Genomic DNA, 16,903 nt, shown 5'->3' with positions numbered 1-16,903 from the left:
TAAGCAACGACAATCTACTAGTGCGGTGTCCGGGAGCGTTGTCGGTGGCCTTCCGGGATCCAGATTGTGTCTCGCAAGGCGCCACCGCGTCCCCATCCCGGTGTTGGATGGGGACGCGGTGGCAACGCCGCGAGGCGCGATCTGGATCCCGGAAGGGCCCGGCGAACGCTTCTGGACACCGCACTAGGATTCGCCTCATCCGACTAGGACTGAGGAGAACCATTGTGGTCAACGCGATCGTGCTGATCCAGGCCGCCGCCGACAGCATTCCCGAGGCGGCTCAGGCGATCGCCGACATCGACGGGGTCACGGAGGTCTACTCCTGCGCCGGCGAGGTCGACCTGATCGCCCTGGTCCGGGTTGCGCAGCACGAGGACCTCGCCGACCTGGTGCCCGGCCGGATCAGCAAGGTGCCCGGCGTGCTGAACACCGACACCCACATCGCCTTCCGTTCGTACTCGCGCAGGCAGGCCGAGGCGGCGTTCGCGATCGGGCTCGATGACGACTGAGGGGTCCGACGACGACTAAAGGTTCCCGAGGCGGGTTCCTGAGACGGGTTCCGAAACCACTGTGGGCCCCGATGCCTAAGCGTCGGAGCCCACGGTGGTTTGGAGTTTTCTAGCTCTCGTCTGGCTTGTTGTGCGATTCGAGGGCCGCGCCATGGCCGCCGTGCGACTTGGCCCGGTCCAGGGCCGCGGTCTCCTCCGGCGGGTCCGGGCGCAGCAGCGTGCCGACTACCGGGTGTCCCGCGCTGCCCAGCTTGTTCATCTTCTTGGGCACCGAGGCACCCTGGTAGGGCAGCGGCACCGGGTGGCCGTGGTCGTCGACCGGGCCGAGCGGCTGGTGCAGCTCGATGAACTCACCGTGCGGCAGCCGCTTGATGATGCCCGTCTCGACGCCGTGCTCCAGCACCTCGCGGTCGGCCCGCTGGAGGCCGATGCACAGGCGGTAGGTGGCGTAGTACGCCAGCGGCGGCAGCACCAGCAGGCTGATCCGGCCGATCCAGGTCATCGCGTTCAGCGAGATGTTGAACTTGTCCGCGATGATGTCGTTACCGCCCGACAGCAGCAGCACCATGAAGAACGCGATGGCCATGGCGCCGAGGCTGGTCCGCACCGGCACGTCGCGCGGGCGCTGGAGCAGGTTGTGGTGCGCGTGGTCCTTGGACAGCTTCCGCTCGATCCACGGGTAGAACATCGCCGTCATCAGGATGACGCCCATCGGCAGCGCGGCGCCGAAGAAGATGGCGGGGATGGTGTAGTTGCCGAGGTACATCTCCCACGCGGGCCACAGACGCGCCAGGCCGTCGGTCCAGCCCATGTACCAGTCGGGCTGAGAGCCCGCCGACACCTGCGCCGGGTTGTACGGGCCGAAGTTCCAGATCGGGTTGATCTGGAAGATGCCGCCCATGATCGCGATGACCGCGACGCAGACCGCGAAGAAGCCGCCGCCCTTGGCCGCGAACACCGGCATGATGCGCACGCCGACGACGTTGTTCTCCTTGCGGCCCACCCCGGGGAACTGGGTGTGCTTCTGGTACCAGACCAGCCCGAGGTGCACCGCGACCAGGCCGAGGATGATGCCGGGCAACAGCAGGATGTGGACCGTGTAGAAGCGCGGGATGATCTCCGTGCCGGGGAACTCGCCGCCGAAGATCGCCCAGTGCGTCCAGGTGCCGATCACCGGCACTGACAGGATGATCGCCGACATGATCCGCAGGCCCGTGCCGGACAGCAGGTCGTCGGGCAGCGAGTAGCCGGTGAAGCCCTCGAACATGCCGAGGATGAACAGCAGGATGCCGATCACCCAGTTGATCTCCCTCGGCCGCCGAAAGGCGCCGGTGAAGAAGATCCGGAACATGTGCGCGACGATCGCGGCCATGAACAGCAGCGCGGCCCAGTGGTGCACCTGACGGACGAACAGGCCGCCCTGGACCTCGAAGGAGAGGTTCAGCGCCGACTCGAACGCCTGCGACATCTCGATGCCGCGCAGGTTGGCGAACGAGCCCTGGTACTGGACCTCGACCATCGACGGGTTGAAGAACAGCGCCAGGTAGGTGCCCGACAGCAGCAGCACGATGAAGCTGTAGAGGGCGATCTCACCGAGCAGGAACGACCAGTGCGTCGGAAAGACCTTGTTGATCTGTCGACGGATGCCCGCAGCCATCGAATAGCGGTCGTCGGCCCACTTGGCCGCGCCGCCCGCCACTCGCGCGGCCCCGTTGGCCGGCTTCGTGGGCGTCGTGATCGAACTCATGACTTACGCTCCCAGAACGCCGGACCCACGGCCTCGATGAAGTCGCCGTGGGCAACCAAGTATCCGTCCTCGTCCACCGTGATCGGAAGCTGCGGCAGCGCCCGGGTCGCCGGGCCGAAGACCGGCTTCGCGTAGTGGAGGACATCGAACTGCGACTGGTGACAGGGGCAGAGCAGCTTGCCGGTCTGCTGCTCGTACAGGGAGGTCGGGCAGCCCAGGTGGGTGCAGACCTTCGAGTACGCGTAGAAGTCGCCGTAGTTGAAGGACTCCTGGCCCTGCCGCTTGACCACGTTCGTGCCCGGCCGCAGCCGGATCAGCATGACCGGGTTGTCGCCGCGCTTGATCGCCTCGACGAGCTTCTCCGGGTCGTCCCGCTCGGACTCGCGGAACGGGAACACCGTCTCGAAGCCGCCAGCGTCCAGGTCCTCGGGGCGGATCTTGACGACCTCGTGGAAGTTGCCGGTGTGCCGGCGCATGAAGACCTTCTCGCCGTTGACCGGCGTCCAGCCCGTGTGCCACAGCGAGTCCTTGCCGCCGCTGTCCTTCCACGGGTTGCGCACCAGGCCGCCGAGCGGCACCACGAGGGTCGCCAGGCCGAACACCCCGGCGCTGAGGCCAGCGGTCCGCTTGATCAGCGACCGGCGGCCGATGCCGCTGCGCACACCCGCGTCGGCCAGCTCGGCCAGCGTCGTCGCCTTGTCCACCTCGGACGAGCCGCCGTCGTGGCGCTGCTGGACCGACAGCTCCTCGGGGATGAACTTCTTGGTGTAGTTCAGCGCGCCGACGCCGAGGCCGAGCACCGCGAGGCCGAGCGTCAGGCCGATCAGCGGGTTGTACAGGCTGTACATGAAGTAGCCGTCGGTCTCCGGCGCGGTGTAGCGCCACGGCCACCACAGGAAGATCACCAGGAAGGCGACGCCGGCCAGCGCCGACAGCAGGAACCACAGCGCCGTGCTGCGCTCGGCGCGCCGCTCGGCCCTGGTGCCCTTGACGGGCCAGCGCTCCTCGTAGTGCACGATCTCGACGCCGTCGAGGTTCGTGCCGAGCTTGACCAGCTCGTCCCTGTTCATGTCCGCGAGCTCTGCCTCGCTCGGGACTTTCGGCTCAACGCCACTCATGCCTTGGCTCCGATCCAGAGGGTCACGCCGATCAGAGCGGCGATACCCACGATCCACGCGATCAGGCCCTCGGAGACGGGGCCTACCCCGCCGAGGGCGGCGCCGCCGGGGTTGTTGTTCCCGTCGGTCACCGACTTGACGTACGCGATGATGTCCTTCTTCTCGTCCGGCGAGAGCTGCCGGTCAGAGAACTTCGGCATGTTCTGCGGGCCGGTGAGCATGGCGGTGTAGAGCTGCGCCTCGGTCGCGCCGTCCAGCTCCGGCGCGGACTTGCCGGAGGAGAGCGCGCCGCCACGGCCGGTGAAGTTGTGGCAGGACGCGCAGTTCAGCCGGAACAGCTCGCCGCCGCGCGCGGGGTTGCCGCCGCGCAGCGCCGCGCCGTCATCGGCGGGCTTCTGCGGGCCGCCGCCGTGCGACTGCACGAACGCGCCGATGGCGTCGATCTCCTTCGGCGTCAGCTTCGCGGGCTTGCGCTCGGCCTGCGCCTCCTGGCGCGCCATCGGCATGCGCCCGGTGGAGGTCTGGAAGTAGACCGCCGCGTCGCCAACGCCGATCAGGCTCGGGCCGCGGTCCTTGACGCCGTCAAGGTTCGCGCCGTGGCAGCTGATGCACGTGTTGTTGTAGATCTGCTCGCCCTGCCGCACCAGCGCGGGGTCCTCCGCAGCCTGCGCGGTCTGCGGCTGCGGGGCCAGCGCCGAGTACAGCGCGCCGGCGCTGAGCAGCGCGACGCCGAGCGCGAGCGCGCCGGAGAGACGCCGCCGCAGCTTGGTGCGCGACCGGGTCCGTTTCGAGTTGGTGGTCATGTGTGCGGCAACCCTTGCTGTCAGTTCGGGGCTCGTGCGGGCCGGGCGTCAGGGGATCACGTAGATGATGGCGAACAGGCCGATCCACACGATGTCGACGAAGTGCCAGTAGTAGGACACGACGATCGCCGAGGTGGCCTGCGCCGGCGTGAACTTGCTCAGCTTCGTGCGGATCAACAGGAACGTGAAGGCGATCAGACCGCCGATCACGTGCAGCCCGTGGAAGCCCGTGGTGAGGAAGAACACCGTGCCGAACGCCGATGACGGGATCGTGGTGCCCTCGTGGACGAGGTTGTAGTACTCGCCAGCCTGACCGGCGACGAAGATCGCGCCCATCACCAGCGTCACCAGATACCAGCGACGCAGCCCGAAGACGTCGCCCCGCTCAGCGGCGAACACGCCCCACTGGCAGGTGAAGGAGGAGGCCACCAGGATGATCGTGAAGAACAAGGCGTATGGCTTGTTCAGATGCGTCGGCTCTGGTGGCCAGACGCCTTCGTTCTGGGCCTTCACCGTGAAGAACATGGCGAAGAGGCCAGCGAAGAACATGAGCTCACTGGACAGCCAAACGATCGTGCCGACGCTGACCATGTTCGGGCGGTTCAGCGAGTGCACGCGCTGGCCGATTGAGGGCGCTGCCGTTGTCACAGGTCGCATTATTGCCTGCACTTATCCAGACCGCCCGGTCGGGTCCACGGTCCGCCGACCGACCGGGCGAACCGGGCCCGAACAGGAGTGTCATGGGACTGCTCGATCGACTGCGTGATCGACACCGGGACCGGCGCGGACCTGCACTGACGGTGGACTCGCCCGGCCTGGTCGTGGTCGCCGAGGCGTTCGATCCCGCTGAGGCGGACTCGGCCGCGCTGGCGCGTGCGCACGCGTGGGCACGCGAACGCCCTGCGGTGCTTCGCCATCACTTGACTCTGCCGGAGGCGTCCGTCGAGCGGGCCGCGACGCTGCTGGCGCAGGACGGCTGGGAGCTGCGCCCTGACCCCGCCAGGACGGACGGCTGGCACGCGACCAGGGTGCAGGCACTGGACGCGCTGCACTGCGCTCAGGAACGATCACGGATGGCCGGGCTGGCGCAACGGCTCGGCGGCGACTCGGCGGGGTGGGACGCGCTCCAGCCGGCCGCCAACCAGCCGGACAGACCAGCCGGATAGCATCTGCCGGGCCTGGCCGCCACACCCGCCGGAGGACGCAGTGAACGCGCAGCCCACGAAGATCCTGGTGTTCAGCCACCGTCCCGAGGTGCGTGAGGCGATCATCACAGCGGTCGGCCGTCGCCCGGCCCCCGACCTCGGTCGGGTGAGCTACGTCGAGGTCGGCACCGTCGCCGATGTGCTCTACGAGGTCGACAACGGCAACGTGGACCTGGCGATCCTGGACGGCGAGGCGCAGCCGACCGGTGGCATGGGCCTGTCCCGCCAGCTCAAGAACGAGATCACCGACTGCCCGCCGATCGTGCTGGCCGTGCGGCGCAAGGACGACCGCTGGCTGGCCACCTGGTCGCAGGCGGACGCGGTGATCGTGCACCCGCTCGACCCGCTGGCCGCCGCCGAGACCGTGGCCGAGGTGCTGCGGTCGGCGGCGTTGCCGGTCGTGCACGGCTGACCCGGCCGTGGCCACCAGCACCGTCGGCGCGGCCGTGAACACCTGGCCGAACCTGCTCAGCCGGCTCGTCGAGCGCGTCGACCTGACCGCCGAGGACACCGCCTGGGCGATGGACCAGGTGATGTCCGGCGCGGCGACCTCGGCGCAGATCGCGGCGTTCGCCGTGGCGCTGCGGGCCAAGGGCGAGACGCCTGCCGAGGTGGACGGCATGGCCGAAGGCATGCTCGCGCACGCGCGCCGGGTCGCCGTCGACGTGCGGGCGGTGGACATCGTCGGCACCGGCGGGGACCGGTCCGGCTCGGTCAACATCTCCACGATGAGCTCGATCGTCACGGCGGCCGCCGGGGTGCCGGTGGTCAAGCACGGCAACCGGGCCGCGTCGTCCAAGTGCGGGACCGCCGACGTGCTGGAGTTCCTCGGCGTGGCCATCAACCTGCCGGCCGCTGGCGTGCAGCGCACCGTCGCCGAGCTCGGCATCGGGTTCTGCTTCGCGCCGATCTTCCACCCCGCGCTGCGCAACGCTGGCGCGCCGAGGGCGGAGATCGGCATCCCGACGGTGTTCAACCTGCTCGGCCCGCTGACCAACCCCGCGCAGCCCGAGGTCGGGCTGATCGGCTGCGCCCGCGAGCGGATGGCGCCGGTGATCGCCGGGGTGTTCGCGCGGCGCGGCAGGACGGCCCTGGTGGTGCGCGGCGACGACGGGCTCGACGAGATCACCACGACCACCACCACGACCGTGTGGGTGGTCGACGGCGGCGAGGTGCGCCTGGACCGGGTCGACCCGACCGCGCTCGACGTGCCGCTCGCCCGGCCCGAGGACCTGCGCGGCGGGGACGTGCGGACCAACGCCGACGCCGTGCGCGAGCTCCTGGCGGGCAAGACGGGCGCGGTGCGGGACGCGGTGCTGCTCAACGCGGGCGGCGCGATCGCGGCGCACGGCGGCCTGTCCGGCGACCTCGTCGAGGACCTGGCCGCCGGCATACGCCGCGCGGCGCTGGCCATCGACTCCGGCGCGGCCGCCGACCTGCTGGCCAGGTGGGCGGCGCTGTCCACGGCCCTGTACACGGAGTCGGCCACCGGCTGAACCGCCGAATCCGGGTACTGAGTCAGCTACCGGCTGAGCCGCCGCACTCGGCCTGCGCCCCGTCCCGCCCCGAGGCAAGGTGGGCGGGCACTCAACCCGGGCTCCGCACGTTTTACCGCGGGGCAACGTGATCTGCTTCCGGGATTGACCTGCCGGGGCGATCCGCGCTCTAGAGTCCGATGGAATCTAGGAGGCGCTTGTGCTGTACGGGCTCATCAAGGGGCTGGTCGGGCCGCTGACTCGGCTGGTCTACCGCCCTACCGTCGAGGGGCTGGAGAACCTGCCCAAGGACGGTCCGGTGATCCTCGCCGCGAACCACCTGTCGTTCGCGGACAACCTGATCATCCCGATCGTGGTGCCCAGGAAGGTGACCTTCATCGCCAAGGCCGAGTACTTCGAGGGCCGTGGCGTGAAGGGCGCGCTGTCCCGCTGGTTCTTCAGCTCGCTCGGGCACGTCCCGGTGCGGCGCGGCAACGGCAGGGCCGCGAAGGACTCGCTGGAGACCTCGGCGCAGGTGCTGACCGACGGCGGCGCGTTCGCCATCTTCCCGGAGGGCACCCGGTCGCTGGACGGCAAGCTGCACCGGGGCAGAACGGGCGTGGCGCGGCTCGCGCTCGGCACCGGCGCGCGGGTCGTGCCGATCGGCTTGGTCGGCACCGAGCAGGTGATCCCGGTCGGCCGCAAGCTGCCGAGGATCTGCAAGGTGACCGTGCGCTTCGGCAAGCCGCTGGACTTCTCCCGCTACGAGGGCCTCGACGACTCGCTCCCGGTGCTCCGCTCGGTCACCGACGAGATCATCTACGCCATCCTGGAGCTGTCCGGCCAGGAGTACGCCGACAACTACCAGCAGTCCCAACGCCCCGCCGCCTGAGGGGAGGGCACGCGCGTCGGCCCGCGCCGGCCCCGGATTCGGGGGCGGCGCGGGCCGACGTCGTTCAGGTCGCCAGCACGCCGTCCAGGCGGCCCTTGTGGTCGCCGAGGACCTTGCCGCCGTCGGTGCCGAGCACCTTCTCCAGGACGGTCCCGTAGACGTCGCGGAAGTCGGTGGTCTCCTTGAGGTCGCCGTTGTCCAGGTCGGTGAGGCTGGGCTGCGTGCCGTAGAAGCCGCCCTTGACACCCTCGCCCATCAGGAACATCGGGCCCGCGGTGCCGTGGTCGGTGCCCTGGCTGGCGTTGGCCTTCACCCGCCTGCCGAACTCGGAGTAGACCAGCACCACGACCTGCTTGCCCCGGTCGGTCTTGCGCATCCGGTCCACGAACGGGGTCAGGGCCGTGTCCAGCTCGGTCAGCAGCCGCTGCTGGGTGCCGCGCTCGTCGGCGTGCGTGTCGAACCCGCCGAGCGACACCGAGTACGCCCTGGTCGGCACGCCGGCCTCGACCAGCCCGGCGACCAGGTCCAGCTGCGCGCCGAGCGCGCCGTACCTGGCGCCGCCCGCCGGCTTGGCCTTGGTCTTGGCCTGCTGCATCGAGCCGTGCGTCGCGCCGCCGAGCACCTGCGCCGCGTGCTGGAGGTCGACGACCGACCGCGCGGCCCGCGCCTGCCACATCGGCTCGCCCTGCTGCGGCTGTCCAAGGGCGGCGAACGCGGCCCCCAGATCGCCCGTCGGCAGCTTGAGCCCGGTCACCGGCAGCGAGGCGCCCGCCGTGCGCTCGCCGGCCAGCAGCGGCGGCAGGACGGGCTCGACGGACACCGCGCGCAGCGGGTCGTCCCCGGTGGCGTCCAGCCAGCGGCCGAGCCAGCCCGTCTTGCTCGCCGTCTCCGGCGAGGCGGTCTGCCAGATCGCCATGGACCGGAAGTGGCTGTGGTCCGGCTTGGGGTAGCCGACGCCGCGCACCACGGCCAGCCGCTTGTCGTCCCAGGCCTGCTTGAGGCCCTTCATGCCGGGGTTGAGGCCGAGCCCCTCACCGAGCGCGAGCACCTCCTCCGGCTTGTAGGCGAGATCGGGCCGCGCGTCGTGGTAGGCGCGGTCCGAGGCCGGGATGACGGTGTTCAGGCCGTCGTTGCCGCCGTACAGCGTCACCACGACGAGCACCCCGGCGTCGGGCCGCAGCGGGTTCTGTTGCGCGGCCGACAGCAGGTCCGTCCAGTCGATCCTGGTCGCGCCGACCGCCAACGCGCCCGCGGCGGTCACGCCGGTCAGCGTCAGGAAGCGGCGGCGAGTGATCTTGTCCACAGCAACGCTCCTATGCGCTCACGACGTACTCGGGTGCGCACGCGGCGACCGCGAGGATCTTCTTGGCATCGCCGTCGACCTTCTGGAGGGCGGCCTTGGTGCGGTCGGTCCAGGCGTCCACGCCGAGCAGCGCCCGCACGCCGTCGACCCTGGCCGAGGCGGACAGGCCGGCGAGGCCGGACAGGTCCGCGTGCGCGGCGACGAGCTGGGCGAGCTGGAGCCTGGCCAGGCCTGCGGACGTGCTCAGCCACGCGCCGCCCGCCGCCCAGCCGCCGACGCTGGGCGGCGCGAACGGAATCTGGCCGAGGCCGCGCAGCGCGCCGAGCAGCTGGGTGCGCTGCGCGTCCGGCAGCCCGGCAGGCTGAAGCCGCACGGCCCGCAGCAGGCCGACCAGCCACTCGACCGGCTGCTTGACCAGGCTGGTGGCCTGGTCCCGGAAGGCCGGTTCGGCGGCGACCGCGCGCAGCAGGGCGGCGACGTCCCGGTGCGGGCCGTAGGCCGCGACGAGCCGGTCCAGCGCGTCGGCCGGCACCGGGTCGCCGGAGACCAGCCGGAACCACACCCGCTGGGCGATGAACTTCGGCGAGTCCGGCCGCGCGAGCAGCACGTCGACCAGGGAGTTCGCGTCGAGCGGCGCGGTGGTGCCAAGCACGGTCTTGGTGCCGGTGTCGTGCTGCTTGGGCACGAAGGTCGCGGTGCCGGCGAGCCGGTCGACGTGCCAGCCCGTCAACGCCCTTGCGGCCTCCCGGACGTCGGTCTCGGTGTAGTGGCCGATGCCGAGGGTGAACAGCTCCATGAACTCCCTGGCGAGGTTCTCGTTCGCCGCGCCCTTGCGGTTCTGGCCGCCGTCCAGCCACACCAGCATGGCCGGGTCGGCGATCATGGCCTTGGCCAGCGCGGTGAAGTCGCCGGTGGCGAGGCGGCGCTGGGTCTGGTTCTGCGCCAGCATCATCTTGGCGCTGCGGACCTTCTGCACGCTGGTGGCGAAGTGGCCGTGCCAGAACCAGGTCAGGCGTTCGGTCAGCGGGGCCTCGGTGGCGACCATGCGGTCCAGCCACCAGGCGGTGAGCTTCGTCTCCTGCGACTGAAGGGTCGCCTCGGCCTGCTTCTTGGCCTGCTGGTCCTTGTTGTTGCCGAGTTGCTGCGGCTCCGCGCCGAGGTCCGGCGGCGGGGTCGCCTTGGCGCCCGCGTCGTCGGCGGGCGCGAGCATGGCGGCGAGGGTCGCGTCGAACCCGCGCGCGGCGGCGGCGTCCAGCTCCCCTGGGCGGGGGCCGAAGCCGAACCGGTCGAGCAGGCGGCGCGCTGCTGAGCGGTCATCGAGTGTTGGCACACACCGATGGTGTGCCCGCCGCCTGCCGGCCGGGAGGTTTGCCGCCCCTCCCTCAGCATTACTTCAGACCGGGTTCAGGGCGCCTTCAGGGCGGGTGCCGAATTGACCCGAAAATGCGTTTCGGGCCCTCGGCGCCGTCCGGAGAACGGTGCCGAGGGCCCGAGAACGCAGGCTTGCTAGTTCACTCGTGGTTCGGACCGGTGTGGTACTCGAACACCAGGCCGCCGACCATGATCAGGACGATCACGATGGCGATCACCAGCACCCAGATGTACCAGAACGCGAGCCCGATGGCGGCCAGGGCTGCCGAGGCGGCCAGGCCGATCGGCCAGTAGCTGCCGGGGCTGAAGAAGCCGAGCTCGCCAGCGCCGTCGCTGATCTCGGCCTCGGGGTCGTCCTCCGGCCGGGTCAGCACCCGGCGGGAGACGAACGAGAAGTACGTCCAGACGATCAGCGCCAACCCGAACGTCAGCGCCAGCCCCACGGTGCCGACCGGCTCGACGTGCCCGGTCGCCATGTGGGTCCACACGGCGTACACGACCGAGATCAGCACCGCGAACACGGCAATGAGCCCGAATACCCGACCTTCGACCTTCATGATTCCTCGCTCTCGCCGCTCTCTACCGCTGCCCAGTCGCCCGGATCAGCGCCCACCGCCGGACGTCGCCTCGCGGGCGGTCCGATCGGTGTTGAACGGCTTGGTGGTGACCGCGCGCGGGTTGCACAGATCGCCGCAGTTCATCTTGGTGAGTGCTTCGGCGGCCGTGTAGGGGCGGCCGGTGGCCGTGTTGGTCTGCTCGCGGAGCTTCATGTACTGGTCGAACAGCTCCGGGCGCAGGGCGCGGACCTCGAAGTTCATCACCGAGTGGTAGGTGCCGCACAGCTCGGCACACCGGCCGACGAAGGAACCCTCGCGGTCGATGACGTTCTCGAAGGACGAGTCCTGGTTGTTCTTCTCCGGCCTTGGGAAGACGTCCCGCTTGAAGTGGAACTCAGGCACGAAGAACGAGTGGATGACGTCCGTGGAGCTCAGGTTGTACCGGATCGTCCTGGTGGTCGGCAGCACCAGCAGCGGGATCTCGCCGGACGAGCCGACGGTGCTCACCGACTGCGGCTCGGAACCCGGCGGCTGCTCGGCAAGCTTGAACTCCGGGTACCGGAACTCCCAGTTCCACTGGAAGCCGACCACGTCGACGGTGACGTCGGGGTGGTCCGACTTCTTCGTGACGTAGCTCTGCGCCGTCGCGGTGAAGTAGAACAACACCGCCACGATCACCGTCGGCACGACGATCAGCACGAGCTCCAGCGGCAGGTTGTACGCGGTCTGCCTCGGGAACTGCTCGGACTTCTTGCGGTGGAAGACGACCGACCACAGGATCGCCCCCCACACGATGACGCCGACGATCAGCGCCGCGACCACCGACCAGGTCCACAGGTCGCGCATGCGGGTGGCCTGCGGGGTAACGCCCTGCGGCCAGCCGAAGCGCAGCACCTCGTCCGATGAACAGCCGGTCGCCGCAATACCGACCAGGCCGACCAGCCCGGCGATCTTGGCCAGCCGTGCTGCCCTGGTGCCCTCCTTCAGGCCCACTGCCCGACGCCTCCTCGGTGAATGTGCATAACTCACGCCGACGGCCGTGTACTTCCGAGGCCGTGTGGAGCTACTACTGAAAAAGCGGTGCCGGCACCCCGCCGGAGCCATGCGGAGCCTAGCTCAGCACCACCCGTCCCACCGCCCGGGGGGATCACCTCCGGCGTGCTGTTTGGATCACACCCAGCGGCCGCCGTCCCGACGCACTGGCGTGCCGGCATACTGGGCTCTTCTCTGAGCGCTCCGCCACCAGGCGTCGGCCGACGGCGGAGCCGACAGACCCGACACGAGAGGTGCGAGCGCCGTGTGCGGCCTGCTTGGTCTGATCTGCCCCTCCGGAAGTGACGCCGAACAGGCTCGCCCTGCCGTGCTGGACGCCCTGCGCTGCCAACGGCACCGCGGCCCCGACGAGAGCGGCGCCTGGAGCGAGGACGAGGTCGTCTTCGGCTTCAACCGGCTGTCCATCATCGACGTCGAGCACTCCCACCAGCCGCTGCACTGGGGTCCCCCCGGCGCCGAGGGCCGATACACGATCCTGTTCAACGGCGAGATCTACAACTACCTGGAGCTGCGGGCCGAGCTCACCGAACAGCACGGAGCGCGGTTCCACACCGACGGCGACACCGAGGCCATCGTCGCGGCCTACCACTACCTCGGGCCCGCCGCGGTCGCCAGGCTGCGAGGCATGTTCGCGTTCCTGATCTGGGACGCGGAGAAGCGGGTGGTCTTCGGCGCGCGCGACCCGTTCGGCATCAAGCCGCTGTACTACGCGGTCGGCAGCGGGGGCGTGGCGTTCTCCAGCGAGAAGAAGAGCCTCCTCGCGCTCGCCGACACCATCGGCATCGCCCCGGCGGTCGACCGCAAGGCCCTCCAGCACTACCTGATCCTCCAGTACGTGCCGGAGCCCGAGTCGCTGCACGACGCCGTGCGCCGCATCGAGTCCGGCACCTCGTTCACGCTGTCCCCCGGCGGTTCCCCGGTGCTGGAGCGGTACTTCCCCGCGACGTTCCGGCCGAGGCCGGTGCGCTCGGAGTCGGACGCGAACCGGCTCTACGACGAGATCGCCGAGGCGCTGCGCGACTCCGTCGCCAAGCACATGCGCGCGGACGTCACGGTCGGCTCGTTCCTGTCCGGCGGCATCGACTCGACGGCGATCGCCGCGCTGGCCAGGGAGCACAACCCGGACCTGATCACCTTCACCACCGGGTTCGAGCGGGCCGGGTTCTCCGAGGTGGACGTGGCCGCCGAGTCGGCCGCCGCGATCGGCGTGAAGCACGTGGTGCGCACGGTGACGCCGACGGAGATGATGGACGCGCTGCCGCTGATCACCTGGTACCTGGACGACCCGGTGGCCGACCCTGCGCTGGTACCGCTGTGGTTCATCGCGCGGGAGGCCCGCCAGCACGTCAAGGTCGTGCTCTCCGGCGAGGGCGCCGACGAGCTGTTCGGCGGCTACGCGATCTACCGCGAGCCGCTGTCGCTCTCGCCGTTCGACCGGGTGCCCGGCGCGCTGCGCAAGGCGATGGGCAAGGTGTCTACCAAGATCCCCGACGGCATCCGGGGCAAGGACCTGCTGCGGCGCGGCGCGCTCACCCTCGAGGAGCGCTACTACGGCAACGCGAGGATCTTCCGCGACGACCAGCTCAGGCTGGTGCTGCGCAACCTCGACCCGGCCGTGTCGCACCTGGACGTGACAGCGGGCCCGTACCGGGAGTCCCAGGACCTTGACCCGGTGACGCGGATGCAGCACGTCGACCTGTTCACCTGGCTGCGCGGCGACATCCTGGTCAAGGCCGACAAGATGACCATGGCGAACTCGCTGGAGCTGCGGGTGCCGTTCCTGGACCCCGAGGTGTTCCGGATCGCCGCGCAGATCCCGTCCGAGCAGAAGATCACCAAGGAGACGACCAAGTTCGCGCTGCGCAGGGCGCTGCGCGACATCGTCCCCGCGCACGTGCTCAACCGGCGCAAGCTGGGCTTCCCGGTGCCGATCCGGCACTGGCTCAAGGACGAGATGCACGACTGGGCCGTGGACATCGTCCACCAGTCGCAGACCGACCAGTACCTGGACAAGGCCGGCGTGCTGCGGTTCATCGAGGAGCACCGGTCCGGCGTGCTCGACCACAGCAGGCGGATCTGGGCGCTGCTGGTCTTCATGATCTGGCACGGCATCTTCATCGAGGGCCGGATCACCCCGGTCGTCCCCGAACCCCACTACCCGGTGAAGCTCTAGATGTCATGAAGGGGCCCGTCAGGACACTGAACGTCCTGACGGGCCCCTTCGTGACGTGCCTGATTAGGGGAGGATCGCGGCGATCTCGGTGGCCGCCTCCGGGCCGAACGCTCCGCTGATGCGGCCGAGCGCGACCTCCCGGTCGAACGTCCACTCCTGGGTGCCGACGGTCTCCAGGATGAGCACCGCGACCATCGAGCCGAGCTGGGCGGCGCGCTCCAGCCCGAGCCCAGCGCCGATGCCGGCGAGGAAGCCGGCGCGGAACCCGTCGCCGACGCCGGTCGGGTCGGCCTTGGCCAGCTCGGGCACCGCCGGCACCTGGAGGGCGGTGCCGTCCCTGCTGACGATCTCCACGCCCTTCTCGCCGAGCGTGGTGACCCGCATGCCGACCTTGGCGAGGACCTCGGCCTCGCTCCAGCCGGTCTTCTTCAGCAGCAGCTCCCACTCGTAGTCGTTGCTGAACAGGTAGTCGGCTCCCGCGACGAACTCCCTGACCTGCTCGCCGTCCATCCTGGCCAGCTGCTGCGACGGGTCGACCGCGAACGCGTAGCCGCGCTGGCGGCACTCCTGCGCGTGCCGCAGCATCGCCTCGGGGTCGTTCGGGCTGATCAGCACCAGTTCGAGGCCGCCGGAGCGCGCCGCGACCGGCTCGATCTCGATCTGCCGCGCCTCGGCCATCGCGCCGGCGTAGAAGGACGCGATCTGGCACATGTCCTCGTCGGTGGTGCAGACGAACCTGGCCGTGTGCGCCACCTCGGAGACGTGCACCCCCGAGCAGTCCACGCCGTGCCGTTCAAGCCAGGAGCGGTAGTCGGCGAAGTCCGCTCCGACGGCCCCGACCAGAACGGGCCTGCGGCCAAGGACACCCATGCCGAACGCGATGTTGGCGCCGATGCCACCCCGGCGGACGACGAGGTCGTCGACGAGGAAACTCAGCGAGACCCGGTCGAGGCGGTCCGCGACCAGCTGGTCGGCGAACCTCCCGGGAAAGTGCATCAGATGGTCGGTGGCGATGCTTCCAGTGACTGCGATGCGGCCTACTGGGGGCACTTGGGCCCTCCCCTTCTCCGGCGTCGGTCTTCGGCGGCCGGCGTCGTCGTCCCCCGATCGGGTACTCGACGGCCGACCCTCGAGACTACCGTCTGGTAGGGCTGTCGCAGGTCAGAACGCCGATCTACGGTGCCGGATGTGACTTCCAGCGAACCCGCTTCCATGACCGAGCTGATCGAGGACTGCGCCGACATCCCGCCGGCCGTGCGCAGGCCGGAGTCGGCGCTGCCGCTGCCGAGGGCATCCGCCGGCTGGCGGGTCACCGAGGCGTGCGAGGCGCAGGTGCGGGACATGGACAACTACGGGTCCTGACGTCCCTGCCGGCCGCGACGGGCGTCGGCCACACCCAGGACAACGCGCGAGGGGCCGAGGACCAGATCCTGGTCCTCGGCCCCTCGTGGGGTTCTACGGTCGACTAGTGGAAGCTGTCGCCGCAGGCGCACGAGCCCGTGGCGTTGGGGTTCTCGATGGTGAAGCCCTGCTTCTCGATGGTGTCGACGAAGTCGATGACGGCGTCCTGCACGTACGGGGCGCTCATCCGGTCGACGGCGACCTTGAGGCCACCGAAGTCGCGGACGAGGTCGCCGTCCAGGGTGCGCTCGTCGAAGAACAGCTGGTACCGCAGGCCCGCGCAGCCGCCGGGCTGGACGGCGATGCGCAGGTGCATGTCATCCCGACCCTCCTGGTCGAGCAGCGCCTTCGCCTTCGCAGCGGCCTGATCGGTCAGCGTCACGCCGTGCGCCGGCGCCTCGGTCTCCGTCGAGGCGGTTGCATCCTGAGCGGTCGTCATGGCTCTCCCTCAAGGTCCTACGCGGGCACTACGCCCCTGCCAACACGGGGCATCCCCGCTTTGTTCCCGCCCTCCATGGTGGCACAGCCCCGCCGCGGCGCGGGTGAGGGAACCGGACAACCGGGGAGACGTGGGCCACTGGAACGGCCGGCCGCGAGGGCTCGACCGTGGCTGCCTTACCCTTAGCGATGTGAGGTTCCTGCGCCGCAACGCCACCGAGAGCACCGACACCGCCAAGACGGATGCGGTGGGTGCGGTCACGGACGAGGCCGACGACACCGCCAAGGCGCACACCGCCGGCAAGGGGCGGCCGACGCCGAAGCGGCGGGAGGCCGAGGCGCGCCGCCGTGGGCCGGTGCCGCCGCCGCCCCGCACGCAGCGGGAGGCGCTGCGCAGGACGCGCGGCAACAAGGCGAGCAAGGACGAGCGCCGCCAGGCGTCCGCCGAGCGCCGCCAGCGGATGATGGCCGGTGACGACCGTTACCTGCTGCCCCGCGACCGCGGCCCGGTGAAGGCCTACGTCCGCGACCTGGTGGACTCGCGCAGGAACCTGATGGGCCTGTTCATGCCGCTGGCCATCCTGGTGTTCGTCGCGCTGCTGACCCCGGTGCAGGCGATCCAGACGTACTCCACGCTGTTCACCACGCTGCTGCTGGTGGTGATGATCATCGAGGGGGTCATCATCGGCCGCCGCAACACCACGCTGGTGCGGGCGAAGTTCCCCAAGGAGACCGTGCGCGGCCTGTCCATCGGCTGGTACTCGTTCATCCGGGCCAGCCAGGTGCGCAAGCTGCGGGTGCCCAAGCCGCGCCTGCGTCCCGGCCAGCAGGTCACCTAAGAGTTCCTAACACGATGGC

18 protein-coding genes are annotated in these 16,903 nt (G+C 70.0%); 8 read left to right on the top strand and 10 right to left on the bottom strand.

The features are described from left to right. Positions 1-224: 224 nt before the first annotated feature. Positions 225-509 (top strand): Lrp/AsnC family transcriptional regulator, encoded by a 285-nt coding sequence (locus F0L68_RS33760; protein WP_149853946.1) that lies wholly within the window; start codon positions 225-227, stop codon positions 507-509. A gap of 109 nt (positions 510-618) precedes the next feature. On the opposite strand, the gene qcrB is transcribed toward F0L68_RS33760, so the two are convergent. Genes qcrB through ctaE form a run of 4 tightly spaced genes read right to left on the bottom strand, consistent with a single transcriptional unit; the run spans position 619 to position 4,834 of the window. Beyond that, positions 619-2,256, bottom strand: a complete 1,638-nt coding sequence (qcrB, locus tag F0L68_RS33755; RefSeq protein ID WP_149853945.1) for a cytochrome bc1 complex cytochrome b subunit — start codon at positions 2,254-2,256, stop codon at positions 619-621. Continuing rightward, on the bottom strand, positions 2,253-3,374 hold the full coding sequence (gene qcrA, locus F0L68_RS33750) for a cytochrome bc1 complex Rieske iron-sulfur subunit (RefSeq protein WP_149853944.1): 1,122 nt from the start codon (positions 3,372-3,374) through the stop codon (positions 2,253-2,255). The genes qcrB and qcrA overlap by 4 nt, the downstream gene beginning before the upstream one ends. Beyond that, positions 3,371-4,177, bottom strand: a complete 807-nt coding sequence (qcrC, locus tag F0L68_RS33745; RefSeq protein ID WP_149853943.1) for a cytochrome bc1 complex diheme cytochrome c subunit — start codon at positions 4,175-4,177, stop codon at positions 3,371-3,373. The genes qcrA and qcrC overlap by 4 nt, the downstream gene beginning before the upstream one ends. A 48-nt stretch (positions 4,178-4,225) precedes the next feature. After that, positions 4,226-4,834: an aa3-type cytochrome oxidase subunit III gene (gene ctaE / locus F0L68_RS33740; RefSeq protein WP_149853942.1), complete on the bottom strand. Its 609-nt coding sequence runs from the start codon at positions 4,832-4,834 to the stop codon at positions 4,226-4,228. 83 nt (positions 4,835-4,917) lie between these two features. On the opposite strand from ctaE, the gene F0L68_RS33735 reads away from it, so the two are divergent. From F0L68_RS33735 to F0L68_RS33720, 4 genes are all read left to right on the top strand, one after another. Next, positions 4,918-5,343, top strand: a complete 426-nt coding sequence (locus F0L68_RS33735) for a hypothetical protein (protein WP_149853941.1) — start codon at positions 4,918-4,920, stop codon at positions 5,341-5,343. Positions 5,344-5,383: 40 nt separating this feature from the next. Continuing rightward, a complete protein-coding gene (locus tag F0L68_RS33730) occupies positions 5,384-5,794 on the top strand; it encodes a hypothetical protein (protein ID WP_149853940.1) in 411 nt (136 codons plus the stop codon). Positions 5,795-5,801: 7 nt separating this feature from the next. Further along, positions 5,802-6,878 (top strand): anthranilate phosphoribosyltransferase, encoded by a 1,077-nt coding sequence (gene trpD, locus F0L68_RS33725; RefSeq protein ID WP_223199365.1) that lies wholly within the window; start codon positions 5,802-5,804, stop codon positions 6,876-6,878. A 199-nt stretch (positions 6,879-7,077) separates the two neighbouring features. Continuing rightward, a complete protein-coding gene (locus F0L68_RS33720) occupies positions 7,078-7,749 on the top strand; it encodes a lysophospholipid acyltransferase family protein (protein ID WP_149853939.1) in 672 nt (223 codons plus the stop codon). A 64-nt stretch (positions 7,750-7,813) separates the two neighbouring features. Here the strand turns inward: F0L68_RS33720 and F0L68_RS33715 are convergent, their stop codons facing one another. The 4 genes from F0L68_RS33715 to ctaC form a co-directional block, all read right to left on the bottom strand. Beyond that, a complete protein-coding gene (locus tag F0L68_RS33715; protein WP_149853938.1) occupies positions 7,814-9,052 on the bottom strand; it encodes a DUF1501 domain-containing protein in 1,239 nt (412 codons plus the stop codon). Between the two features lie 10 nt (positions 9,053-9,062). Beyond that, on the bottom strand, positions 9,063-10,382 hold the full coding sequence (locus F0L68_RS33710) for a DUF1800 domain-containing protein (RefSeq protein WP_149853937.1): 1,320 nt from the start codon (positions 10,380-10,382) through the stop codon (positions 9,063-9,065). Between the two features lie 181 nt (positions 10,383-10,563). Beyond that, positions 10,564-10,980, bottom strand: a complete 417-nt coding sequence (locus tag F0L68_RS33705) for a cytochrome c oxidase subunit 4 (protein WP_149853936.1) — start codon at positions 10,978-10,980, stop codon at positions 10,564-10,566. Positions 10,981-11,025: 45 nt separating this feature from the next. After that, positions 11,026-11,973, bottom strand: coding sequence for an aa3-type cytochrome oxidase subunit II (gene ctaC, locus F0L68_RS33700; protein WP_223199364.1), 948 nt, complete (start codon positions 11,971-11,973; stop codon positions 11,026-11,028). Between the two features lie 304 nt (positions 11,974-12,277). Here ctaC and asnB point away from each other — a divergent pair, with 304 nt between their 5' ends. Next, positions 12,278-14,206, top strand: a complete 1,929-nt coding sequence (gene asnB, locus F0L68_RS33695) for an asparagine synthase (glutamine-hydrolyzing) (protein ID WP_149853934.1) — start codon at positions 12,278-12,280, stop codon at positions 14,204-14,206. 63 nt (positions 14,207-14,269) lie between these two features. On the opposite strand, the gene F0L68_RS33690 is transcribed toward asnB, so the two are convergent. Further along, complete coding sequence (locus F0L68_RS33690; protein WP_149853933.1) at positions 14,270-15,202, bottom strand: carbohydrate kinase family protein; 933 nt, start codon at positions 15,200-15,202, stop codon at positions 14,270-14,272. A gap of 192 nt (positions 15,203-15,394) precedes the next feature. Here F0L68_RS33690 and F0L68_RS42805 point away from each other — a divergent pair, with 192 nt between their 5' ends. Further along, the gene (locus F0L68_RS42805) at positions 15,395-15,568 is read left to right on the top strand and encodes a hypothetical protein (RefSeq protein WP_188316972.1); all 174 of its coding nucleotides are present in this window, start codon (positions 15,395-15,397) and stop codon (positions 15,566-15,568) included. Between the two features lie 103 nt (positions 15,569-15,671). On the opposite strand, the gene F0L68_RS33685 is transcribed toward F0L68_RS42805, so the two are convergent. Continuing rightward, positions 15,672-16,046, bottom strand: coding sequence for a HesB/IscA family protein (locus F0L68_RS33685; protein ID WP_149853932.1), 375 nt, complete (start codon positions 16,044-16,046; stop codon positions 15,672-15,674). Positions 16,047-16,236: 190 nt separating this feature from the next. Between F0L68_RS33685 and F0L68_RS33680 the strand changes: the two genes are divergently transcribed. Continuing rightward, on the top strand, positions 16,237-16,884 hold the full coding sequence (locus tag F0L68_RS33680) for a DUF3043 domain-containing protein (protein WP_149853931.1): 648 nt from the start codon (positions 16,237-16,239) through the stop codon (positions 16,882-16,884). Positions 16,885-16,903 lie beyond the last annotated feature (19 nt).

The sequence above is a fragment of the Solihabitans fulvus genome (assembly GCF_008386585.1).
GTDB classification, from domain to species: Bacteria; Actinomycetota; Actinomycetes; order Mycobacteriales; family Pseudonocardiaceae; genus Solihabitans; species Solihabitans fulvus.
This window is presented reverse-complemented; position numbering and strand designations above follow the sequence as displayed.

Bases quoted from the DNA above. Each gene is read 5' to 3' on its own strand.
- qcrC (WP_149853943.1), bottom strand. From the start codon at position 4,177: ATGACCACCAACTCGAAACGGACCCGGTCGCGCACCAAGCTGCGGCGG.
- ctaE (WP_149853942.1), bottom strand. From the start codon at position 4,834: ATGCGACCTGTGACAACGGCAGCGCCCTCAATCGGCCAGCGCGTGCAC.
- F0L68_RS33705 (WP_149853936.1), bottom strand. From the start codon at position 10,980: ATGAAGGTCGAAGGTCGGGTATTCGGGCTCATTGCCGTGTTCGCGGTG.
- qcrA (WP_149853944.1), bottom strand. From the start codon at position 3,374: ATGAGTGGCGTTGAGCCGAAAGTCCCGAGCGAGGCAGAGCTCGCGGAC.
- qcrB (WP_149853945.1), bottom strand. From the start codon at position 2,256: ATGAGTTCGATCACGACGCCCACGAAGCCGGCCAACGGGGCCGCGCGA.
- F0L68_RS33735 (WP_149853941.1), top strand. From the start codon at position 4,918: ATGGGACTGCTCGATCGACTGCGTGATCGACACCGGGACCGGCGCGGA.
- F0L68_RS33690 (WP_149853933.1), bottom strand. From the start codon at position 15,202: ATGCACTTTCCCGGGAGGTTCGCCGACCAGCTGGTCGCGGACCGCCTC.
- F0L68_RS33685 (WP_149853932.1), bottom strand. From the start codon at position 16,046: ATGACGACCGCTCAGGATGCAACCGCCTCGACGGAGACCGAGGCGCCG.